Here is a 20,863-nt window from a genome sequence, read left to right on the forward strand (position 1 = left end):
AGTTGAACAGCACAGCATGAGCGAGTACCCCGGCTTCCCGCCCGGTTTCGTCTTCGGCGCCGCGACCGCCTCGTACCAGATCGAGGGCGCGGCCCGGGAGGACGGCCGCGGTCCGTCGATCTGGGACACCTACAGCCACACGCCCGGTCTGGTCGTGAACGGCGACACCGGTGACGTGGCCTGCGACCACTACCACCGCTACCGGGAGGATGTGGCGCTGCTGCGCGACCTGGGCGTGGACTCCTACCGCTTCTCGATCGCCTGGCCCCGCATCGTGCCGGACGGCTCGGGCGCGGTGAACCCGAAGGGCCTGGACTTCTACTCCCGCCTGGTCGACGAACTGCTCGCGTCGGGCATCGAGCCGGCCGCCACCCTGTACCACTGGGACCTTCCGCAGGCCCTGGAGGACCGGGGCGGCTGGCGGGTGCGGGAGACGGCGGAGCGGTTCGCCGAGTACACGGCCCAGGTCGCCGAGCACCTGGGCGACCGGGTGCCGCGCTGGATCACCCTCAACGAGCCGTGGTGCAGCGCCTTCCTCGGCTACTCGGTGGGCCGGCACGCGCCGGGCGCCAAGGAGGGCCGGCCCGCGCTGGCCGCCGCCCACCACCTGCTGGTCGGACACGGTCTGGCGGTCAAGGCGCTGCGGGCGGCCGGGGTGCGCGAGGTCGGCATCACGCTCAACCTGGACCGCAACCTCCCGGCCACCGACTCCCCCGCCGACCTGGCGGCGGTGGTCCGCGCGGACACCCAGCACAACCTGGTGTGGACCGAGCCGATCCTCGCGGGCCGTTACCCGGCCACCGAGGAGGAGACCTGGGGTGAGCTGATCACCGGCGCGGACTTCCGGCACGACGGCGACCTGGAGCTGATCTCCCAGCCGCTGGACTTCCTCGGCGTCAACTACTACCGGCCGATCGTGGTCGCAGACGCCCCGCACCGCGAGAGCGACCCGGCACGCCGGGTGGCGACCGACAACCGTTACGAGGAGGTCCGGCTGCCCGGCGTCCGCGAGACGGCGATGGGCTGGCCGGTCGTCCCGGACAGCTTCACGGAGCTGCTGGTGCGGCTGAAGAAGCAGTACGGCGACGCGCTGCCGCCCGTCCACATCACGGAGAACGGCTCGGCGGAGGACGACACCCTCGCCGCCGACGGCGCGGTCCACGACGCCGACCGCGTCGCCTACCTGCGCGACCACCTCACGGCGCTGCGGGCGGCGATCGACGCGGGGGTGGACGTGCGCGGGTACTACGTGTGGTCGCTGCTGGACAACTTCGAGTGGGCGTACGGCTACGACAAGCGCTTCGGCATCGTCCGCGTCGACTACGACACGCAGGAGCGCACTCCCAAGGACAGCTACCGCTGGTACCGGGAGATGATCGCCGCGAACCGCGGGTGACGGTGGGCGCGGGGGCCGGCGACGGCCCCCGCGTCAGCCCGCGTCCCGCTCGGCGTGCGCCACCGGGTCGGCCAGCACCTCCCGGACGATCACGCCGGCCGCGCCCCGGGCCGCGTCGCCGAGTGACGAGGAGGCCCGCAGCCGCTTCCCGTCCTCGCTCCACAGCCCGGAGACGACACGGCGGGCGAGTTCGCGGTCGACGGCGGGGGCCAGCCAGTCCATCAGCTCGCGGTAGACGCCGCCGAGCATCACGGCGTCGGGGTCGAAGAGGTTCACGGCTCCCGACACGACGACGCCCAGGTGCCGCCCGGCCCGCTCGATCGCCGACCGGGCGGCCGACTCGCCCCGCCGGGCGCGGCGTTCGAGTTCGGCGACGCCCTGCATGCCCGTGCCTGCCTCGATGCCGGCCGCCTCGAGCAGCGCGGACTGTCCGGCGTACTGCTCCAGGCAGCCGCGGGCCCCGCACCGGCACAGGGGCCCGTCCGGGTCGACGACCATGTGGCCGATCTCCCCGGCGAAGCCGTGCGCACCCCGCAGCAGCTCCCCCCTGAGCACCAGGGCGCCGCCGATGCCGATCTCTCCGGTCAGGTAGAGGAAGCTGCGCACGCCCTCGGTGCCGGCGCCGTACCAGAGTTCGGCCAGGGCGGCGGCGTTGGCCTCGTTGTCGGAGCTGACCGGCAGCGGGCGGTGGGCCGGGCGCAGGGCGAGCAGCGCCTGGGCGAACAGGCCCTCGACCGCGACGCGTTGCCACCCCAGGTTGGGCGCCTGGCGGACCGTGCCGCCGGTCACCAGGCCGGGCAGGGCGACGTGGACGCCGGCCGGCACGAGGTCCTGCTCGGCCGCCGAGCCGACGGCGCGCGCCGCCAGCCGGGCCGCGCGCGCCAGCACCTCGGAGGGCTGGACTCCTCGGTTGTCGACGTGCTCGACGAGCCGGACCCGGTCGGTGCCGGCGAGGTCGACGACGCACACGGTGACGTAGTCGATGTTGATCTCGACACCGAGCCCCGCGGGGCCCGACCTGGACACCCTGAGGACGGTGCCCGGCCGTCCCGCCTGACCGCTGCTCGTCTTTCCCCCCTCGGAGACGAAGCCGTACTCCAGCAACTGCTCGACCAGGGACGACACCGCCGCGCGAGTCAGTCCGACGTGCGTGGCGATACCGGCCCGGGTCGCCTCCCCCGCGTCGTGCACGGCCCTCAGGACGAGGCTGAGGTTGTGCCGTCTGACCGTGGCCTTGTCGGCCTTCGGCTCCAGGGGGGTGAGGTTGTTCTTCATGGTGGTGTCGAGCGTATGCGACGCCGACCGCCCCGACCTGCGCCGCTGTGTCCGCGGGACCGTCTCTTGCCCGTACTCGTCCCCGCCTCTAGCCTGACTTTGTGCCGCAAATAAACAAATCCCGTTCGCACAGCGCCGTGCCGGGCTCCCGCAACGACCTCACCCGTCTCCGTGCCGCCCTGACCGCCTTCTTCGCCCTCGACGGCTTCGTCTTCGCCGGCTGGGTCGTACGCATCCCCGCCATCAAGGAGCAGACCGGCGCCTCGGCCGGCACCTTGGGCCTGGCGCTGCTCGGCGTCTCCGCGGGCGCCGTCGTCACCATGACGCTCACGGGACGGCTGTGCCGCCGCTTCGGCAGCCACCCCGTCACCGTCGCCTGTGCGGTCCTGCTCTGCCTCAGCGTCGCCCTGCCCCCGCTCACCCACTCCGCGCTCGCGCTCGGCCTGGTCCTGCTGGTCTTCGGCAGCGCCTACGGCGGGATCAACGTCGCCTTCAACAGCGCCGCCGTCGACCTGGTGACCGTACTGCGGCGCCCCATCATGCCCAGCTTCCACGCCGCTTTCAGTCTCGGCGGCATGGTCGGCGCGGGGCTCGGCGGGCTGGTCGCCGGTTCTCTGTCGCCGACGCGGCACCTGCTCTCCCTGACCGTGATCGGCCTGCTCGTCACCCTGTTCGCGGGCCGTGCCCTGCTCAGCTGCGCGCCCGCCGCGCCACCGGACGGGGCCGCCCGGGACAAGGACGCCCCGCGTCGGCTCGACCGCCGTACCCGCCGCCTGGTCATCACCTTCGGCCTGATCGCCCTGTGCACGGCGTACGGCGAGGGCGCCATGGCCGACTGGGGCGCGCTGCACCTGGAACAAAACCTCGACGCCTCGCCGGGCCTCGCGGCGGCCGGCTACTCCTGCTTCGCGCTCGCCATGACCGTCGGCAGGCTGACCGGCACGATCCTGCTGGAGCGCCTGGGCCGGACCACCACGGTGGTGGCCGGCGGCACGACCGCCGTGGCCGGCATGCTGCTGGGCTCGCTCGCCCCCTCGGTGTGGGCGGCGCTGTTCGGCTTCGCGATCACCGGCCTCGGGCTCGCCAACATCTTCCCGGTCGCGGTCGAACGGGCCGGCGCGCTGGGCGGGCCCGCCGGCGTCGCCACCGCCTCCACCCTGGGCTACGGCGGCATGCTGCTCGGACCCCCCGCGATCGGCTTCATGGCCGACTGGTTCTCCTTGCCGGCCGCGCTCACCAGCGTGGCGGCGCTCGCGGCGGTGGCGGTCCTCGTCGCGGTCGCGACCCGGCGCGCGGCGGCACCGGGCTGAGCCGAACGCCTCCCGCGCGGCTACCACACGGCCGACCGACATCCACGACGTCTTCATCGCGGGCCGACGGCGTGAGCCGAAGCACGATAGTTGTCACCCAGGCAGGCTGGTTGTCACCTGCCGTTGGGCGGAGGGCGCCGGTTGAGCAGCGATTCCGCGATCGCGACGGAGGATCGAGCGAGTCGGCACTCGCCGTCGTCGATGTCCCAGAGCGAGTTCTGCAGCAGCCGTCCCAGGGTCCAGCCGGTCGCGCGTGCGCGGTCCAGGCCGAGCGCATCGGTGAGCAGGTCGAAGCGGCGCCGCACGATGCGCAGGGTGTCGCCCTTCGCAACGACGTCGTCCCACCTGCTCTCCAGGGCGGGCCACAGATCGAATCCCGGGTCGCCGGCGAGTGGCTCGGGATCGATGGCGACCCACGGCTCGCGCCGTGCGGCGAGGACGTTGCCGTAGTGCAGATCCCAGTGCAGCATCCTGTCCCCGGGCTCACCGGTCAGTTCAGCCACCGCCGATGCCCAGCTCCGCAGGAGCCGGCGGTCGGCCGGGTCAGCCAGCCTCTTGACTGCCTGTGGGACCTGCTCCAGCATCTCGGAGGCGATGTCGCCGAGACTGCGTAGTCCCTGCGGCGCGGGGACTGCGACCAGCCGTGTGTGAAGCTCGGCCAGGGTGCTGATCGCCACGTCGTCATCGTTGATCGAGGCCAGCGTGCGGGCTCCGTCCAGGCGCTCCAGCAGCATGCTGCTGCTCATAGGATCATGATCGAGCAGTCGCACCATCCCCCTGCCGTTCCAGGTACGCAGGCCAATCAGTGCGGCGGTGGTCTCCTGTCTGGGCATCTGGAGTCTGAGGACCGCGGGCGTACCGTCGGGGCACAGCACCGGCAGTACCAGTGAGGCTTCTCCGGCTCTTGCAGGGCCGTCCCGTTCCAGAACCCAACGTTCCAGCATGTTCGCCGCGAGAGTCGGCAGTCCGGCGATCCAGGCTCTCCCCTCCTCACCGAAGCCCGTGGCGTACGACGCCGTCAGGTGATGCGGGACCTCGTCTGGTTCTAACGTGCTCACATCGGACCTCCTTCGCAGGGAATCAGGTTCGCGCCGCAACCTACCGAAGGTCGACGGACAGCCTGCCGTCGCGGCGCACCAGCCATCGCGAAGCCAGTGCGGACACCGGCCGTGGCGTTGTGAAACCGCCGCAAGCAGCGGACCCTGATCTCTGCCACTGGTGACAGAAGGGCTGCTGAACGCGCGGGGGTGACAAGCCGCATGCCTCACTGTGACAAGCAGATTGCCTCGATCGACCCCATCGGCACGTCATCCGGCTCTGCCAGTGACAACTATCGGGCTTCGGCACACGGCGGGCCCCGATGCGTGATCACGGGCAGCGTCGGGTCCATTCCGTCCGGCACACTCACCGCATGAAGAATTCCGCGTACGTCGAAATACTGGACCGCGAGGGCACGTTGCTGGCCACGGCCGCCGAGACGGCGGGCACCGACGCCGAGGTGCCGACCTGCCCCGGCTGGCAGGTGCGGGACCTGCTGCGGCACACGGGCACGGTGCACCGCTGGGCCGAGACGATCGTCGCCGAGAGACACACCGGCCCCCGGCCCGACGGCGGCCTGCCCGACCTCGACGGCGGCGACCTGCTGGCCTGGTTCCGGGACGGGCACAGGCGGTTGGTCGACACGCTCACCGGTGCCGCACCCGACGTGCGCTGCTGGCACTTCCTGCCCGCGCCGTCCCCGCTGGCTTTCTGGGCACGGCGACAGGCGCACGAGACGACCGTGCACCGCATCGACGCGGAGTCGGCCCGGGGCGGCGGGCCCACCGCCGTCGGAGCGGACTTCGCGGTGGACGGCATCGACGAGTTGCTGTGCGCCTTCCACGCCCGCCCGAAGAGCGCGGTCCGCACCGGGGAGCCCCGCACGCTGCGGGTGCGGGCGACGGACGTGCCCGGCGCGGTGTGGACCGTACGGCTGTCGGCCGAGCCGCCCGTGACCGAGCGGACGGGCGACGGTGACGCCGACTGCGAACTCGCGGGACCCGCCGCGCTGCTCTACCCGGCGCTGTGGAACCGCCGGCCGTTCCCCGAGGTGTCCGGCGACGCCTCGCTCGCCGCCCTGTGGCGCGAGAAGTCGGGCATCACCTGGAAGTGAACCTGCCGCGTCGCGGAGCGGGGGCCGGGACGGCCGCGCCGGTCTGGGAGACTCGACGCCATGACGACTTACGGGGGACGGCGTACGCAGGGCGAGCGGGACGCGATCACGGTCGAGATCGGTTACGCGCTGTGCAGCGCGGCGTTCGCGGCGGCCGTGCTGTTCGGGGCCGTGGCCGGCCCCGCCTACCTCTTCGGGCCGTCCGGCGGTGTCCGCGGCGTGCTCGTCGGGGCGGGTGCGGTGCTGGCCGTCGTCGTGTTCTTCGTGCGGGTGGCGAGCGTGCTGCTCCGCTTCGGGCGCGGCGGTCAGCCCAGCCAGCCCGGCCGCACCAATCCCGACTCGTAGGCCAGTACGACCAGTTGCGCCCGGTCGCGGGCGCCCAGCTTCACCATGGTGCGGCTGACGTGGGTCTTGGCGGTGAGCGGGCTGACGACCAGGCGCCGGGCGATCTCCTCGTTGGACAGACCGATGCCGACCAGGGCCATCACCTCCCGCTCCCTCTCGGTGAGCCCGGCCAGCTGCCCGGGCGCCGCGGGTTCCTTGGAGCGGGCGGCGAACTCGGCGATCAGGCGGCGCGTCACCCCCGGCGAGAGCAGTGCGTCACCGGCGACCACCGCCCGCACGGCGCGCAGCAGTTCCTCGGGCTCGGTGTCCTTGACCAGGAATCCGGAGGCGCCGGAGCGGATCGCCTCGAAGACGTACTCGTCGAGTTCGAAGGTGGTGAGCATGACCACCTTCACGTCCCGCAGGGCCTCGTCACCGGTGATCCTGCGGGTCGCCGCCAGGCCGTCCAGCAGGGGCATGCGGATGTCCATCAGGACGACGTCTGGGCGCAGTTCGCGGATCGCGCGCACCGCCTCCTCGCCGTCCGCGGCCTCCGCCGCCACCTCGATGTCCGGCTGCGCGTCCAGCAGCGCCCGGAAGCCGGCCCGTACCAGTGACTGGTCGTCGGCGAGCAGTACGCGGATCACCGGTCCTCCTGCGTGGTGTGGGCGTTCTCGGCATGCGTGACGTGCTCGGCGCCGATCGGCAGCGTCGCGAGCACCCGGAAGCCGCCGTCGGGGCGCGGGCCCGCCTCCACGGTGCCACCGAGCGCCGCCGCCCGCTCCCGCATTCCGGCCAGCCCGTTGCCGCTGCCGCCGGCCTCGGCGCCGGTCGCGGGTCCGTCGTCGTCGACGCGCAGCCGCAGCGCGCCGCCGTCCCGGGCGAGGCACACGCGTGCGTGCCGCGAACCGGAGTGGCGTACGACGTTGGTGAGGGCCTCCTGCACGATGCGGAACGCGGCGAGGTCGGTACCGGGCGGCAGCGCCGGCGGCTCGCCCTCGACCTCGACGGTGAGGCCCGCGCTCGCCGCCTGCTCGACCAGTTCGGGCAGCCGGTCGAGCCCGGGAGCGGGAGTGCGCGGCGCGGCGCCGGGGGCGCGCAGGGTGCCGAGGACCTGGCGCACCTCGCCGAGCGCCTCCTTGCTCTTGGCCTTGATGGTGGTGAGCGCGGTGCGCGCCTGCTCCGGATCGGTGTCGAGGAGCGCGAGTCCGACACCCGCCTGGACGTTGATGACGGAGATGCTGTGCGCGAGGACGTCGTGCAGCTCGCGGGCGATCCGCAGCCGCTCCTCGTCCGCGCGCCGTCGCGCCGCCTGCGCCCGCTCGGCCCGCTCCTTCGCCCACTGCTCGCGCCGGGTACGGGCCAGCTCCGACACCGCCACGATCGCCACCACCCAGGTGGCGATCACGATCTCCCCGCCCCAGGAGGCGGCGGAGTCCCCCGACGGCGGCAGCCAGCGGTACAGCCAGTGCACCAGCAGGGCGTGCCCCGCCCACAGCGTCGCCATGGCCGACCACGCGGCCCTGCGGTGCCCGGAGACGACGGCGCTGAAGCAGGCCAGCGCCACGGCCAGGAGGACCGGACCGTACGGGTATCCGGCAGCCAGGTAGACCAGGGTCGTGGCCGACGTGCCGAACACGACCGCCACCGGGTACCGCTGCCGCCACAGGAGCGCCGCGCCCGTCAGGAACAGGAGCACGCGCGCGAAGGGGTCCAGCGCGGCGCGCTCGCCCTCCTGGGAATGGGCGGCGAAGTCGGAACCGACCAGCACGAACGCCGTGAGCAGTGCCGTGGAGCGCCAGGGCCACCGGTGGCGGTGGTCCTCGTCGTCCCGCCGATGCCACCACGGGGGCCCGTGCCGCCACCACTGCGGCGGCCCGCCCGCGTGTCCGCGCTGTCCGTCCATGACCGCCACGCTAGACGCCGCACGACGGGAGCGACGTCACCCGCGCGTGGTGATCGCGCGTACTCCCGGGGAAGTACGCCCCGGCCGCTTCCAGGCTTTCACGGCCTGCGTGAGCGGTGCCCGTCGGGGCGAGGCGGCGCTCAGGTCCCGGCCTCGTCATCCGCCGGGCGCGCACCTCCCGCGTCCGGTGAGCCCGCACCCGTCGGCGCTTCCGCAGCACCCGTCGGCTCCACCGTGCCCGCGGGCCGGCGGTCCATCGCCGCCAGCGCCCGCTGGGCCAGCGGGTGGGCGCGGACCAGCTCGCCCAGCGAGGTCGAGCCCTGCGTGATGTCCTTGAACGCCTTCCAGGCCGGGCGGAACCCGGTCAGGGCCGCGTGGAAGATCCCCGGACGACGCTCGAAGATCGCCAGCATCCGCTTGCCGACGCTCATCTCGACGCCGAGCCCCGCCTTGATGGCGAAGGCGTAGTTCAGGGCCTGCTTGCGCGCGTCCACGGCGTCGTGCGCCTCCGCGATCCGCACCGCCCACTCCCCCGCGAGCCGCCCTGAGCGCAGCGCGAACGAGATGCCCTCGCGGGTCCACGGCTCCAGCAGCCCCGCCGCGTCCCCGCAGACCAGGACCCGCCCGCGGGAGAGCGGCGAGTCGTCGGCGCGGCAGCGCGTCAGATGGCCCGAGGAGATGCTCGGTTCGAAGCCGGCGAGTCCCAGCCGGCCCACGAAGTCCTCCAGGTACCGCTTGGTCGCCGCGCCCTCGCCGCGCGCCGAGATCACACCGACCGTCAGTGTGTCGCCCTTGGGGAAGACCCAGCCGTAACTGCCCGGCATCGGCCCCCAGTCGATGAGGACCCGTCCCTTCCAGTCCTCGGCGACCGTGTCCGGCACCGGGATCTCCGCCTCCAGGCCGAGGTCGACCTGGTCGAGCTTCACCCCGACGTGCGCGCCTATCCGGCTGGCGCTGCCGTCCGCGCCGACGACCGCCCGGGCCAGCAGCGTCTCGCCGCCCTGGAGGACGACGGCGACCGTGCGCCGGTCCGGCACCGCCGACCCGTGCTGCTCCACCCGGGTCACGGTGGCCCCGGTGCGCAGCTCGGCGCCCGCCTTCTGGGCGTGCTCGACGAGCTGCTGGTCGAACTCGGGCCGGTTGATCAGCCCGAACAGCATCTGACGGGAGCGCCGGGTCCGGGTGAAGCGCCCGTTGTTCGAGAACGTCACCGCGTGCACGCGGTCCCGGAAGGGCAGCTCGAAGCCGGGCGGGAGGGTGTCGCGCGAGGGACCGATGATGCCGCCGCCGCACGTCTTGTAGCGGGGCAGCTCCGCCTTCTCCAGCAACAGCACGCGCCGCCCCGCGACCGCCGCCGCGTAGGCGGCCGAGGCCCCCGCCGGTCCCGCGCCCACCACGACCACGTCCCAGACCTGACGCGTGTCGTCCGCCGAAGAGTTCTCGCTGCTCACGATGGTCTACTGCTCCCAACAAACCGCATGCCGCACCTGACCCCCGCATCCTACGGCGGGCATCGCCGCAGGCCACTGTGGGAGGATCGGCCCACCAATCCCAGTACTCATCGGTACAACGTCGCACCTACAAGGAGCGTGCCCATGTCGTCGAATCCGGTCGCCGAGACCGTCTCCTCGCTGATGCCCAGGGCGAAGGAGGAGCTCACCGCGCTGGTGGCCTTCAAATCGGTGGCGGACTTCGACCAGTTCCCGCGCAGCGAGAGCGTGGGCGCCGCCAACTGGATCGCCGCCGCGCTGCGCGCCGAGGGCTTCCAGGACGTGGACCTGCTGGACACCCCGGACGGCACGCAGTCCGTGTACGGGTACCTTCCCGGGCCCGAGGGCGCCAGGACCGTCCTGCTCTACGCCCACTACGACGTGCAGCCGCCGCTCGACGAGGCCGGTTGGGTGACCCCGCCGTTCGAGCTGACCGAGCGCGACGGCCGCTGGTACGGGCGCGGCGCCGCCGACTGCAAGGGCGGTGTGCTGATGCACCTGCTCGCGCTGCGCGCGCTGAAGGCGAACGGCGGCGTGCCGGTGCACGTCAAGTTCATCGCCGAGGGCTCGGAGGAGCAGGGCACGGGCGGTCTCGAGCGGTACGCCGAGCAGCACCCCGAGTTGCTGGCCGCGGACACCGTCGTCATCGGCGACGCGGGCAACTTCCGGGCCGGGCTGCCGACGGTCACCTCGACGCTGCGCGGCATGACCCTGGTCCGCGTGAAGGTCGACACGCTCGAAGGAAACCTCCACTCCGGCCAGTTCGGCGGCGCGGCGCCCGACGCGCTGGCTGCCCTGATCCGCGTCCTGGACTCGCTGCGCGCCGAGGACGGTTCGACGACCGTCGACGGTCTGGCGGCGGACAGCGCCTGGGAGGGCCTGGCCTACGACGAGGAGCAGTTCCGCCGGGACGCGCGGGTGCTGGACGGCGTGGAACTGATCGGTTCGGGTGCGGTCGCCGACCGGATCTGGGCGCGTCCGGCCGTCACGGTGCTCGGCATCGACTGCCCGCCGGTCGTCGGCGCCACCCCGTCCGTGCAGGCGAGCGCCCGCGCGCTGATCAGCCTGCGGGTGCCGCCGGGCGTGGACGCCGCCGAGGCCACCAAGCTGCTCCAGACCCACCTGGAGACGCGCACGCCGTGGGGCGCGCGGGTCGCCGTCGAGCAGATCGGCCAGGGCCAGGCGTTCCGCGCCGACACCGGCAGCCCGGCCTACCAGGCCATGGCCGACGCGATGGCGGTGGCGTACCCGGGCCAGGAGATGCAGTACGCCGGTCAGGGCGGCTCCATCCCGCTGTGCAACACCCTGGCGGCGCTGTACCCGCGGGCGGAGATCCTGCTGATCGGCCTGAGCGAGCCGGAGGCGCAGATCCACGCCGTCAACGAGAGCGTGTCCCCCGAGGAGCTGGAGCGGCTGTCGGTCGCGGAAGCACTGTTCCTGCGCAACTACGCGGCGAGCTGAGTCGGTCCGGCCCCGTTCGCGCTCTGCCGTCGGCAGAGGGGCCTCGCCACCGCGCGGGGCCCTGCCTACGGTCGTGCCATGGACGTCATCGAACTGCTCCCCCGCCTGCACCTGCTGCGCTTCCCGGTCGGCCAGGCCTATCTGTGGCGCGACGGCGACGACCTGACGCTGGTCGACGCCGGGCCGGCCGGGGCCGGCGCGCGCATCGCCGCGTCGGCCGGTGCCGCCGGGCGCCTGCGGCGTGTCGTCCTCACCCACTTCCACGAGGACCATGTGGGCGGGGCGGGCGAGATCGCCGCGCTCACCGGGGCGGAGGTGGTGGCGCACGCCGTGGAGGCGCCGGTCGTGCGGGGTGAGGTGGCGGGCCCGGAGCCCGTGTTCGAGGACTGGGAGCGGCCCCTGCACGAGAACGCCGTGCGGCTGCTCCCCCAGGGCGGCTTCGACCGGCCGGAGCGGGTGACCGAGGTGTCGGACGGTGACGTCCTGGACTTCGGCGGCGGGGCGCGGGTGGTCCATGTCCCGGGCCACACCGACGGGAGCGTCGCGGTGCACCTCCCGCGACACGGGGTGCTGTTCACGGGGGACGCGGTCGCCGCGTCACCGGTCGACGGCGGTGTGATGCTCGGCGTGTTCAACGTCGACCGGGACCGGGCCGTCGATTCCTTCCGGCGGTTGGCGGACCTCGACGCGGAGGTCGCCTGCTTCGGGCACGGGGACCCGGTGACCGGCGGGGCGGCACGCGCGCTGCGGGCCTCCGCACGCACGTACAGGACGGTCGGCTGACGTCAGCCGACCGGGGTGCCGGCCTCCAGGTAGAGTGCCGCCCCGCGTTCCCGGGCCCGCAGCGCCCAGCGCAGCCGCTCGTACCGGACGGGGGGCAGCAGCCCGGCCGCCTCGTCCTCGGTGACGAAGCGCCAGCCGCGCAGTTCCGGGCCGGGCAGCAGGACCCGGTCGGCGACACCGGAGTCGAGCCGGCCGCCGTCGAAGAGCAGCCGCAGGCCGCCGTAACCGGGTGGCACGGGCCGTTCCCAGTCGACGACGAGCAGCGCGGGTACGTCGTCGAGGCTGATGCCGGTCTCCTCGGCGACCTCGCGCATCCCGGCACGGGCGGGTGCCTCGCCGGGTTCGACGACACCGCCGGGAAACTCCCAGCCGGGCTTGTAGGTGGGATCGACGAGCAGCACGCGGTCCTGCTCGTCGAAGAGCAGCACGCCGGCCGCGAGGGTCTCGGCGGTGGGTTCCGGCGTCTGCACGATGTCGCAGGCCGGCACGGAGCCGGTGCCGACGGCCTCGGCGATCCGGGCGGCGGCCTCGTACGGGGTGAGGCCGCCGGTGTCGACCGGGTGGGCGTCGGCGGTGAGCCAGGAGGCGAGGGCGGCCCGGTACGGCTCGATGTGGTCGTACGACCACTGCCGTACGCGTATCTCGCCGTCGGGCAGGCCCTCGGGTATCTCACGGCCCGCTATCCGCTCGCGCAGGATCGTTTCCGCCGGGGCGAGCAGGATGTGCCGGACCGTGATCCGGCGGGCGGCGAGACCGCCGAAGATCTCGTCCCGGTACTCCTGGCGCAGCAGCGTCATGGGGACCACGAGGGTCCCGCCGAGTTCGGCGAGCATCGCGGCCGCCGTGTCGATGACCAGGCGGCGCCAGATCGGCAGGTCCTGGAAGTCGCCGACCTCGGCGAGTCGTTTGGGCGGCAGCAGGTGTGCGAGTGCCCCGCCGACGACCTCGGGGTCGAAGAGTGTGCTGTTCGGGATCAGGTCGATCAGTTCCCGTGCGGTGGTGGTCTTTCCCGCACCGAACGCGCCGTTGATCCAGACGACGGTCACAGGTCCCCCTCTTCTGTTGGCCCCCTGTGGCTTGCCCGCTCCACCCTGCCACGGAAACCAGGCCCAGTTGAGGGCGTACGAAAGCGGCGCCGGCGCCCCCGGAGGGGCACCGGCGCCGTGTGTTCCGGGTGGGGCGTCTCAGCGGCCCGGCTGCCCGAGCGCGTCCCCGTCCACGGGCAGGCTGTCGACGGCGACGGTGTCCTCGACGGTGCTGACGGTGTCCTCCACGTCGAGTCCGAGGGGGAGTTCGGCCGGGGCGCCGTGGGACGGGCTGACGGCCGCGACGACGAATCCGGTGGCCAGGGATGCGATGGCGAGCATGCTGCGCTTCTTCATGCCTGCTTCAACTGCGCCGGGGCTCGGGGGTCACGGGTACGGAACGGCGAACCACCGTGCCGGACCCGACCGGCTGCGACCGGCCCCGGGCACCGGAACTCAGGACCGGGGCCGCACGGCTCAGACCCGTGCCGGACTCGCGCCCGCGGTCCTGAAGAGGGCCGCCGCGGCCGCGCCCACCAGGCCCGCGTCCGTCCCCATCTGGGCGGGCACGACCGCCAGGCGCCGCACGAAGGACAAGGTCGCGTAGTCGGTCAGCGCCTTGCGCAGCGGGGCGAAGAGCACGTCACCCGCCTTGCCCACTCCCCCGCCGACCACGGCGATGTCGATCTCGACGAGGGTCGCGGTGGCGGCGATCCCGGCGGCCAGCGCCTGTGCGGCCCGTTCGAAGGAGGCCACGGCGACGGGGTCGCCCCGGCGCGCCGCGGCGGCCACCGCGGCGGCGGAGGTGTCGCCGTCCGGGCCCGGCCGCCAGCCCGCGTCAAGGGCGCGCCGCGCGATGTTGGGACCGCTCGCTATGCGTTCCACGCAGCCGCGCGCACCGCACGGGCAGGGATCGCCGTCCAGATCCACACTGATGTGCCCGATGTGGCCGGCGTTGCCGGTCGGGCCGGGGTGCAGCCGCCCGTTCAGGACGAGCCCGCCGCCCACACCGGTGGAGACCACCATGCACAGCGCGTTGTCGTGCCCCCGCGCGGCGCCCTGCCAGTGCTCGGCCGCCGTGATCGCCACACCGTCGCCGATCAGCTCGACGGGCAGGTCACCGACGGCCTCGCGGACCCGCCGGACGAGCGGGTAGTCGCGCCAGCCCGGCACGTTCACCGGGCTGACCGTGCCGGCGGAGGCGTCCACCGGACCCGCGCTCCCGATGCCGACTGCCGTGGCCCGACCCCACAGCGGCGACGCCGTCAGCTCCCCGAGCACGGCCTCCACGGCCCCCATCACGATGTCGCCGTCCTCCCGGGCGGGCGTGGGGCGCTGCGCACGTGCCTGGATGCGGCCGTGGCCGTCCACCAGCGCTCCGGCGATCTTGGTGCCGCCGATGTCCAGCGCTGCCACGAGGTCGGTGTGCATCAGAGTCGGATCTCCCCGTTGGACCGAAAAAGGATGAAAGAGCACGAACACGAGAGCGCACAGCAGACCGGTCCCACGGTGGGGACGAGGACCGAAGAGTGCGTTGGACAGTGTCTCCCGCATCTGACAACGTTGTCCAGGCTCTATGCTCGACGCCACATCCTCATACAAACGCACGACCGGCACATCCCCCGTGACACCGTGAACACCGTGGCCACGGGGACGGCCGGGATCCCCGTGGACGACAGGAGCCGACGCTTTCCCGTGGACGACAGGACAGGACACCGCATCGTGCCCGACACGCCCCGCCGCGCAGACCGCATCCCCGGGAACCGCTACGGCAATCGCCCGACCATGAAGGACGTCGCCGCACGGGCCGGGGTCGGCCTCAAGACCGTCTCCCGGGTGGTCAACGGGGAGCCGGGCGTCACGCCGGAGACCGAGCGGCGTGTCCAGGAGGCCATCGACGCGCTCGGCTTCCGGCGCAACGACAGCGCGCGGGTGCTCCGCAAGGGGCGCACCGCCAGCATCGGCCTGGTTCTGGAGGACCTGGCCGACCCGTTCTACGGGCCGCTCAGCCGTGCCGTGGAGGAGGTGGCCCGCGCCCACGGCGCCCTGCTGATCAACGGGTCCAGCGCCGAGGACCCGGACCGCGAGCAGGAACTGGTGCTGGCCCTGTGCGCACGGCGCGTGGACGGGCTGGTGGTGATCCCCGCCGGGGACGACCACCGCTACCTGGAGCCGGAACTCAAGGCCGGCGTCGCCACGGTGTTCGTGGACCGTCCGCCGGGGCGGGTCGACGCGGACGTGGTGCTGTCCGACAACTACGGCGGCGCCCGAGACGGAGTGGCCCACCTCATCGCGCACGGCCACCGCAGGATCGGCTTCATCGGCGACATGCCCCGCATCCACACGGCCGCCGAGCGGCTGCGCGGCTACCGGGCGGCGATGGAGGACGCCGGGATACCGGTCGAGGACTCCTGGATGTCGCTGGGCGTCACCGACCCCGAGCGGGTGCGCCGGGCGGCCGAGGAGATGCTCGCCGACCCGCATCCGGTCACCGCGATCTTCACGGGCAACAACCGGGTGACGGTCACCGTGATCCGCGTCCTCGCCGAGCACGACCGCGCCGTGGCCCTCGTCGGCTTCGACGACATCGAGCTGGCCGACCTGCTCCAGCCGGGCGTCACCGTGGTCGCCCAGGACGCCGCGGCCCTCGGCCGTACCGCCGCCGAACGGCTCTTCCGGCAGCTGGACGGCACCCTGCTCGCGCCCGAGCGCATCGAACTGCCGACCAGGCTGGTCACCCGGGGCTCGGGCGAGCTGCCGCCGGCGGACTGAGCGGCCGTGGCGGACGACCGCAGGGACGCCGCGGACACGGACGCGTCGGCGTCCGCCGTGTCCGCGCGCACGGGCACCGGCGGCGGGGACCGGACGCTGCGGGCGCTCGGACTGGACGGGGTGCCGCGCGAGGAGCCGCTGTCGTATCCGGGCGCGTGGCCGCGGGAGACCGGAGTGCTGGACGGGGACCGGCTGCTGCCGCTGGACCGGCTGTCCTACGAGGATCGGGCGCCCGTGCTGGCGATCGGCTCCAACGGCAGTCCGGGCCAACTGCGGCACAAGATGGCGGAGTTCGGCGTCGACTCCCCGATCCCGATGGTCAGGGCCCGCGTCACCGGCCTGGACATCGGCGTCTCCGCCCATGTCAGCCGCATGGGCTACGTGTCCGCCTCGCCGGTGCGCGCCCCGGGCGTCGTGCGGGAGCTGTTCGTGCTCTGGCTCGACACCGAGCAGCTCGCCGTGATCGACGCGAGCGAGGGCGTGCCGATGGCGTCCGGCAACTTCGACCGCGCCTGGCTGCCCTCGCCCGACGTGCGCGTCGAGCCGGGCGACGGCACGGTGCTGCGCGGCGCGTACGCCTACGTCAACCGCCACGGGGTCCTGCACGACGGCACCGGGACCCCGCGGCGGCATCCGGGCGAGCAGCGGCCGCTGATCACCGACCTGCTGCGCGGATCGGCCCGGCTGCGGGAGCTGTTCGGGGTGACGCCCGAGGAGTTCTGCGCGCGGGCACGGGCCGACCGGCGGTTGTGCGAGCGGGGGACGCGGCTGTTCGCCGAGGAGGAGCGGGTGACGGCGTCCGGCCTGGAGCGGTACGTGGGCTCCGGCCGGACGCCGGACGACGCGCTGCCGCCGCCTACTGCGCCGACGCCGTGAGGTCACCGCGCCGCGGCGCCGAGAAGCCCTCCAGGTCGGCGCGGGTCAGGCCGGTCAGCCGCGCGACCTCGCCGATGTCGAGGGCGCCGCAGTCCAGCCCGCGCAGCAGGTAGCCGCTGAGGGCCTTGGCGGTGGCGGGCTCGTCCATCACGTCGCCGCCGGTGCGGTTGGCGTACCGGGCCAGACGCGCGGCGGCCTGCTCGAAGCCCTCGCGGTAGAAGGCGAAGACGGCCGCGTACCGGGTCGGGATGTGACCGGGGTGCATGTCCCAGCCCTGGTAGTAGGCGCGGGCGAGGGCGCGGCGGGTGAGGCCGAAGTGCAGGCGCCAGGCGTCGTGGACCTTCTCGGTCGGGCCGACCGGCAGGACGTTGGTGGAGCCGTCGGAGACGCGTACGCCGGTGCCGGCGGCGGCGACCTGCATGACTGCCTTGGCGTGGTCGGCTGCCGGGTGGTCGCTGGCCTGGTACGCCGCGGAGACGCCGAGGCAGGCGCTGTAGTCGAAGGTGCCGTAGTGCAGGCCGGTGGCGCGGCCCTCGGCGGCCTGGATCATGCGGGCGACGGCGGCCGTGCCGTCGGCGGCCAGGATGGACTGGCTGGTCTCGATCTGGATCTCGAAGCCGATCCGGCCGGGCTCCAGGCCGCGTGCCTTCTCGAAGGCCTCCAGGAGCCGGACCATGGCGGTGACCTGCTCGGGATACGTCACCTTGGGGAGGGTGAGGACCAGTCCGTCGGGCAGGCCGCCGGCCTCCATCAGGCCGCTGAGGAAGACGTCGAGGGTGCGGATGCCCCGGGCGCGCACGGGGGCCTCCATGCACTTCATGCGGATGCCCATGTACGGGGCCGCGGTGCCCTGTTCGTACGCCTCGGCGATCAGCCGGGCCGCGCGGGCCGCCGCCTCGTCCTCCTCGGCGTCGGAGCGGTTGCCGTAGCCGTCCTCGAAGTCGACGCGGAGGTCTTCGATCGGCTCGCGCTCCAGCTTGGCGCGCACGCGGCTGTACACCGGCTCGGCGAGGTCGTCGGTGAGCCCGAGGACGGCGGCGAAGGACGCGGCGTCGGGGGCGTGTTCGTCGAGGGCGGCGAGCGCGCGATCGCCCCAGGAGCGGACGGTGTCGGCGGCGAAGACGTCACCGGGGACGTAGACGGTGTGCACGGGCTGGCGGGTGCCCGGGTCTCCGGGGTAGCGGCGCTCCAGCTCCGCGTCGACCGGCGCGAGGGAGGCGCTGATCTCCTCGCCGACGGCGCCCGCGAGGCTCGTTGCCACCTTCTCCTGCTGACCCATCCCACACCCTCCTGAGTTCCATTTTTTCCGCTGAACGGAATCAATAATCCGCAGAGCGAAGTTATCTGTCGGTCTCCCGCCGGTCAACACCATCCTGCGCAGACGCCGAGGCCCCCGCGACCACGGACGGTCGCGGGGGCCTCGGTCGGGGTCCCGACGGGAAGCTCAGCCCTTGCGGGACTTGACTTCCTCGGTCAGCTGCGGGACGACGTCGAAGAGGTCGCCGACGACGCCGTAGTCGACCAGCTCGAAGATCGGGGCCTCGGCGTCCTTGTTGATCGCCACGATCGTCTTCGAGGTCTGCATGCCCGCGCGGTGCTGGATCGCGCCGGAGATGCCGGAGGCGATGTACAGCTGCGGCGAGACGGACTTGCCGGTCTGGCCGACCTGGTTGGTGTGCGGGTACCAGCCCGCGTCCACCGCGGCACGCGAGGCACCGACGGCCGCACCGAGCGAGTCGGCGAGCGCCTCGATGATCGCGAAGTTCTCCGCACCGTTGACGCCACGGCCACCGGAGACCACGATCGCGGCCTCGGTCAGCTCCGGACGCCCGGTCGACTCACGCGGCGTGCGCGAGGTGACCTTCGTACCGGTCGCGGCGGCGGAGAAGGTGACCGACAGGGCCTCGACCGCACCGGCGGCCGGGGCCGCCTCGACGGCCGCGCTGTTCGGCTTGACCGTGATGACCGGGGTGCCCTTGGAGACGCGGGACTTGGTGGTGAAGGCGGCGGCGAACACCGACTGCGTGGCCACCGGGCCCTCGTCGCCGGCCTCCAGGTCGACGGCGTCGGTGATGATGCCGGAGCCCAGGCGCAGCGCCAGGCGGGCGGCGATCTCCTTGCCCTCGGCGGAGGACGGCACCAGCACGGCGGCCGGGGGGACGGCCTCGACGGCGGCCTGGAGGGCGTCCACCTTCGGCACGACCAGGTAGTCGGCGTACTCGGCGGCCTCGTGGGTGAGGACCTTGACCGCTCCGTGCTCGGCGAGGGCGGCGGCGGTGTCGGCGGCGCCGTTGCCGAGGGCGACGGCGACGGGCTCGCCGACGCGGCGGGCGAGGGTCAGCAGCTCCAGGGTGGGCTTGCGGACGGCACCGTCCACGTGGTCGACGTAGACGAGAACTTCAGCCATGGGACTTCTTCTCTCCTGCTTGCGAGATGTGAGGGGCGGTCGGCGGATCCGGGGCTCAGATGAACTTCTGGCCCGCGAGGAACTCGGCGAGCTGCTTGCCGCCCTCGCCCTCGTCCTTGACGATGGTGCCCGCGGTGCGCGCCGGGCGCTCGGTCGCGGACTCGACCGTGGTGTAGGCGTTCTCCAGGCCGACCTCGTCCTCGTCGATGTCGAGGTCGGAGAGGTCCCAGGACTGCACCGGCTTCTTCTTGGCCGCCATGATGCCCTTGAAGGACGGGTAACGGGCCTCGCCGGACTGGTCGGTGACCGACACGACCGCCGGCAGGGAGGCCTCCAGCTGCTCGGTGGCGGCGTCGCCGTCCCGGCGGCCCTTCACGGTGCCGCCCTCGACCGAGACCTCGGACAGCAGCGTCACCTGCGGCACACCCAGACGCTCCGCGAGCAGCGCGGGCACGACGCCCATGGTGCCGTCGGTCGAGGCCATGCCGGAGATCACCAGGTCGTAGCCGGCCTTCTCGACCGCCTTGGCCAGCACCAGCGAAGTGCCGATGGCGTCGGTGCCGTGCAGGTCGTCGTCCTCGACGTGGATCGCCTTGTCCGCGCCCATGGACAGCGCCTTGCGCAGCGCGTCCTTCGCGTCCTCCGGACCCACCGTCAGGACGGTGATCTCCACGTCGTCGTCGGAGTTCTCCGAGATCTGCAGCGCCTGCTCGACCGCGTACTCGTCCAGCTCGGAGAGCAGACCGTCGACATCGTCGCGGTCGACGGTCAGGTCATCGGCGAAGTGCCGGTCGCCAGTGGCGTCGGGCACGTACTTCACAGTGACAACGATCCTCAAGCTCACGCCGGCTCTCCTACTGCGTCGACATTTCAGTGCTGCCTCTTGCAGGCAGCATAGGCGCCCCAAGCGGCCGATCCCGGGCGGGGCGACCTGCGCTCCGTCCCGAAATATTACTCGTCAGTACACCCAGTTCATGCCCGCTAAGCAAGCGCTTTGAACTGTGACCTTCGCAACGCAGCGTAACCGGAACTCGACCGCTTCGCAGAAGCCGTCCCGGTGAGCGGTCAGTCGCGCAGGCCGCTGTAACGCCCCTGGTGGTACAGCAGCGGGCGGCCCGCGCCCGCGGGGTCGCCGAGCAGCACCTCGGCCAGCACGACGCGGTGGTCGCCCGCGGGCACGCGGGCGACCACCCGGCACACGAGCCAGGCGAGGACGCCGTCCAGTACCGGCACGCCTTCGGGGCCCTCACGCCAGGCCGTGGGCGCCGCGAAGCGGTCCGCGCCGCTGCGGGCGAAGATGGTGGCCAGGTCCTGCTGGTGCTCGCCGAGCACGTGGACGCCGACGTACTCGGCCTCACAGACCGTCGGCCAGCTGGAGGAGCCGGTGCCGATGCCGAAGGAGAGCAGCGGCGGCTCGGTGGAGACGGAGGTGAGAGAGGTGGCGGTGAAGCCGACCGGGCCGGCGTCCCCGCGCGCGGTGATCACCGCGACGCCCGCCGCGTGCCGCCGGAAGACGGACCGCAGCAGGTCGGCGGTGGCGAGCGGCGACGCGGTGAGGCCGGGTGTGGCCGTCATGGGGGAAGTCCTTCTGCGTTGCGCCTCGCTCCGCGGAGCGGGGAGCGAGGCCCTGTGGGCAGGCTGACGACGGGTGGCACACACAGTCAAATACGTCCCGGGGTGTCGAAG

At 73.1% G+C, this 20,863-nt stretch carries 20 protein-coding genes; 8 read left to right on the forward strand and 12 right to left on the reverse strand.

Translation table 11 applies throughout. The features are described from left to right. The first annotated feature begins 16 nt into the window (after nucleotides 1-16). Complete coding sequence (locus ACLIN4_RS04175) at nucleotides 17-1,396, forward strand: GH1 family beta-glucosidase (RefSeq protein ID WP_289907711.1); 1,380 nt, start codon at nucleotides 17-19, stop codon at nucleotides 1,394-1,396. A 33-nt stretch (nucleotides 1,397-1,429) separates the two neighbouring features. Here ACLIN4_RS04175 and ACLIN4_RS04180 read toward each other — a convergent pair whose 3' ends face one another. Continuing rightward, nucleotides 1,430-2,671 (reverse strand): ROK family protein, encoded by a 1,242-nt coding sequence (locus ACLIN4_RS04180; protein ID WP_107476950.1) that lies wholly within the window; start codon nucleotides 2,669-2,671, stop codon nucleotides 1,430-1,432. A 137-nt stretch (nucleotides 2,672-2,808) separates the two neighbouring features. Here ACLIN4_RS04180 and ACLIN4_RS04185 point away from each other — a divergent pair, with 137 nt between their 5' ends. Then, nucleotides 2,809-3,981 (forward strand): MFS transporter, encoded by a 1,173-nt coding sequence (locus ACLIN4_RS04185; RefSeq protein ID WP_307653607.1) that lies wholly within the window; start codon nucleotides 2,809-2,811, stop codon nucleotides 3,979-3,981. Between the two features lie 113 nt (nucleotides 3,982-4,094). On the opposite strand, the gene ACLIN4_RS04190 is transcribed toward ACLIN4_RS04185, so the two are convergent. Next, nucleotides 4,095-5,039 (reverse strand): aminoglycoside phosphotransferase family protein, encoded by a 945-nt coding sequence (locus ACLIN4_RS04190; protein ID WP_107476948.1) that lies wholly within the window; start codon nucleotides 5,037-5,039, stop codon nucleotides 4,095-4,097. Nucleotides 5,040-5,392: 353 nt separating this feature from the next. Between ACLIN4_RS04190 and ACLIN4_RS04195 the strand changes: the two genes are divergently transcribed. Both ACLIN4_RS04195 and ACLIN4_RS04200 read left to right on the forward strand, forming a co-directional pair. Then, nucleotides 5,393-6,133 carry a maleylpyruvate isomerase family mycothiol-dependent enzyme gene (locus ACLIN4_RS04195; RefSeq protein WP_289907712.1) on the forward strand — a complete coding sequence of 247 codons (741 nt, stop codon included), beginning with the start codon at nucleotides 5,393-5,395 and terminating at the stop codon, nucleotides 6,131-6,133. 60 nt (nucleotides 6,134-6,193) lie between these two features. Beyond that, nucleotides 6,194-6,478: a DUF6332 family protein gene (locus ACLIN4_RS04200; protein WP_107476946.1), complete on the forward strand. Its 285-nt coding sequence runs from the start codon at nucleotides 6,194-6,196 to the stop codon at nucleotides 6,476-6,478. Here the strand turns inward: ACLIN4_RS04200 and ACLIN4_RS04205 are convergent. From ACLIN4_RS04205 to ACLIN4_RS04215, 3 genes are all read right to left on the reverse strand, one after another. Beyond that, nucleotides 6,439-7,104, reverse strand: coding sequence for a response regulator (locus ACLIN4_RS04205; RefSeq protein ID WP_107476945.1), 666 nt, complete (start codon nucleotides 7,102-7,104; stop codon nucleotides 6,439-6,441). The two genes, ACLIN4_RS04200 and ACLIN4_RS04205, sit on opposite strands and share 40 nt — an antisense overlap. Beyond that, nucleotides 7,101-8,363 carry a sensor histidine kinase gene (locus tag ACLIN4_RS04210; protein ID WP_289907713.1) on the reverse strand — a complete coding sequence of 421 codons (1,263 nt, stop codon included), beginning with the start codon at nucleotides 8,361-8,363 and terminating at the stop codon, nucleotides 7,101-7,103. The genes ACLIN4_RS04205 and ACLIN4_RS04210 overlap by 4 nt, the downstream gene beginning before the upstream one ends. Before the next feature lie 140 nt (nucleotides 8,364-8,503). After that, a complete protein-coding gene (locus ACLIN4_RS04215) occupies nucleotides 8,504-9,814 on the reverse strand; it encodes a geranylgeranyl reductase family protein (protein WP_107476944.1) in 1,311 nt (436 codons plus the stop codon). 144 nt (nucleotides 9,815-9,958) lie between these two features. On the opposite strand from ACLIN4_RS04215, the gene ACLIN4_RS04220 reads away from it, so the two are divergent. Further along, entirely contained in the window at nucleotides 9,959-11,314 is a 1,356-nt protein-coding gene (locus tag ACLIN4_RS04220; RefSeq protein ID WP_100045832.1) for a dipeptidase, read from the forward strand. A gap of 78 nt (nucleotides 11,315-11,392) precedes the next feature. Continuing rightward, the gene (locus ACLIN4_RS04225) at nucleotides 11,393-12,097 is read left to right on the forward strand and encodes an MBL fold metallo-hydrolase (protein WP_382024333.1); all 705 of its coding nucleotides are present in this window, start codon (nucleotides 11,393-11,395) and stop codon (nucleotides 12,095-12,097) included. Nucleotides 12,098-12,099: 2 nt separating this feature from the next. Here the strand turns inward: ACLIN4_RS04225 and ACLIN4_RS04230 are convergent, their stop codons facing one another. From ACLIN4_RS04230 to ACLIN4_RS04240, 3 genes are all read right to left on the reverse strand, one after another. Further along, nucleotides 12,100-13,143, reverse strand: coding sequence for an NUDIX hydrolase (locus ACLIN4_RS04230; protein WP_107480537.1), 1,044 nt, complete (start codon nucleotides 13,141-13,143; stop codon nucleotides 12,100-12,102). A gap of 138 nt (nucleotides 13,144-13,281) precedes the next feature. After that, the gene (locus ACLIN4_RS04235) at nucleotides 13,282-13,479 is read right to left on the reverse strand and encodes a hypothetical protein (protein ID WP_100045833.1); all 198 of its coding nucleotides are present in this window, start codon (nucleotides 13,477-13,479) and stop codon (nucleotides 13,282-13,284) included. Between the two features lie 120 nt (nucleotides 13,480-13,599). Continuing rightward, nucleotides 13,600-14,553 (reverse strand): ROK family protein, encoded by a 954-nt coding sequence (locus tag ACLIN4_RS04240; protein WP_307653197.1) that lies wholly within the window; start codon nucleotides 14,551-14,553, stop codon nucleotides 13,600-13,602. 264 nt (nucleotides 14,554-14,817) lie between these two features. Between ACLIN4_RS04240 and ACLIN4_RS04245 the strand changes: the two genes are divergently transcribed. Together ACLIN4_RS04245 and ACLIN4_RS04250 are read left to right on the forward strand one after the other, a co-directional pair. Further along, nucleotides 14,818-15,894, forward strand: a complete 1,077-nt coding sequence (locus ACLIN4_RS04245) for a LacI family DNA-binding transcriptional regulator (RefSeq protein WP_179342648.1) — start codon at nucleotides 14,818-14,820, stop codon at nucleotides 15,892-15,894. A 57-nt stretch (nucleotides 15,895-15,951) separates the two neighbouring features. Next, nucleotides 15,952-16,770 (forward strand): hypothetical protein, encoded by an 819-nt coding sequence (locus tag ACLIN4_RS04250; RefSeq protein WP_411576731.1) that lies wholly within the window; start codon nucleotides 15,952-15,954, stop codon nucleotides 16,768-16,770. On the opposite strand, the gene ACLIN4_RS04255 is transcribed toward ACLIN4_RS04250, so the two are convergent. The 4 genes from ACLIN4_RS04255 to ACLIN4_RS04270 form a co-directional block, all read right to left on the reverse strand. Further along, nucleotides 16,751-18,049 (reverse strand): DUF6986 family protein, encoded by a 1,299-nt coding sequence (locus ACLIN4_RS04255; RefSeq protein WP_107479410.1) that lies wholly within the window; start codon nucleotides 18,047-18,049, stop codon nucleotides 16,751-16,753. The two genes, ACLIN4_RS04250 and ACLIN4_RS04255, sit on opposite strands and share 20 nt — an antisense overlap. A gap of 165 nt (nucleotides 18,050-18,214) precedes the next feature. Further along, nucleotides 18,215-19,177 (reverse strand): electron transfer flavoprotein subunit alpha/FixB family protein, encoded by a 963-nt coding sequence (locus tag ACLIN4_RS04260; RefSeq protein WP_411575507.1) that lies wholly within the window; start codon nucleotides 19,175-19,177, stop codon nucleotides 18,215-18,217. Nucleotides 19,178-19,232: 55 nt separating this feature from the next. Continuing rightward, entirely contained in the window at nucleotides 19,233-20,021 is a 789-nt protein-coding gene (locus ACLIN4_RS04265) for an electron transfer flavoprotein subunit beta/FixA family protein (protein WP_107479408.1), read from the reverse strand. 221 nt (nucleotides 20,022-20,242) lie between these two features. Further along, nucleotides 20,243-20,752 carry a flavin reductase family protein gene (locus ACLIN4_RS04270; RefSeq protein WP_411575508.1) on the reverse strand — a complete coding sequence of 170 codons (510 nt, stop codon included), beginning with the start codon at nucleotides 20,750-20,752 and terminating at the stop codon, nucleotides 20,243-20,245. Nucleotides 20,753-20,863: the final 111 nt, after the last annotated feature.

It is taken from the genome of Streptomyces mutabilis (assembly GCF_046628145.1).
Classification (GTDB): Bacteria; Actinomycetota; Actinomycetes; order Streptomycetales; family Streptomycetaceae; genus Streptomyces; species Streptomyces mutabilis.

What these genes read in the sequence shown, in the direction of transcription:
- ACLIN4_RS04175 (WP_289907711.1), top strand. Translation starts at nt 17, where the DNA reads ATGAGCGAGTACCCCGGCTTCCCGCCCGGTTTCGTCTTCGGCGCCGCG.
- ACLIN4_RS04180 (WP_107476950.1), bottom strand. Translation starts at nt 2,671, where the DNA reads ATGAAGAACAACCTCACCCCCCTGGAGCCGAAGGCCGACAAGGCCACG.
- ACLIN4_RS04195 (WP_289907712.1), top strand. Translation starts at nt 5,393, where the DNA reads ATGAAGAATTCCGCGTACGTCGAAATACTGGACCGCGAGGGCACGTTG.
- ACLIN4_RS04200 (WP_107476946.1), top strand. Translation starts at nt 6,194, where the DNA reads ATGACGACTTACGGGGGACGGCGTACGCAGGGCGAGCGGGACGCGATC.
- ACLIN4_RS04210 (WP_289907713.1), bottom strand. Translation starts at nt 8,363, where the DNA reads ATGGACGGACAGCGCGGACACGCGGGCGGGCCGCCGCAGTGGTGGCGG.
- ACLIN4_RS04220 (WP_100045832.1), top strand. Translation starts at nt 9,959, where the DNA reads ATGTCGTCGAATCCGGTCGCCGAGACCGTCTCCTCGCTGATGCCCAGG.
- ACLIN4_RS04225 (WP_382024333.1), top strand. Translation starts at nt 11,393, where the DNA reads ATGGACGTCATCGAACTGCTCCCCCGCCTGCACCTGCTGCGCTTCCCG.
- ACLIN4_RS04235 (WP_100045833.1), bottom strand. Translation starts at nt 13,479, where the DNA reads ATGAAGAAGCGCAGCATGCTCGCCATCGCATCCCTGGCCACCGGATTC.
- ACLIN4_RS04240 (WP_307653197.1), bottom strand. Translation starts at nt 14,553, where the DNA reads ATGCACACCGACCTCGTGGCAGCGCTGGACATCGGCGGCACCAAGATC.
- ACLIN4_RS04255 (WP_107479410.1), bottom strand. Translation starts at nt 18,049, where the DNA reads ATGGGTCAGCAGGAGAAGGTGGCAACGAGCCTCGCGGGCGCCGTCGGC.
- ACLIN4_RS04260 (WP_411575507.1), bottom strand. Translation starts at nt 19,177, where the DNA reads ATGGCTGAAGTTCTCGTCTACGTCGACCACGTGGACGGTGCCGTCCGC.
- ACLIN4_RS04270 (WP_411575508.1), bottom strand. Translation starts at nt 20,752, where the DNA reads ATGACGGCCACACCCGGCCTCACCGCGTCGCCGCTCGCCACCGCCGAC.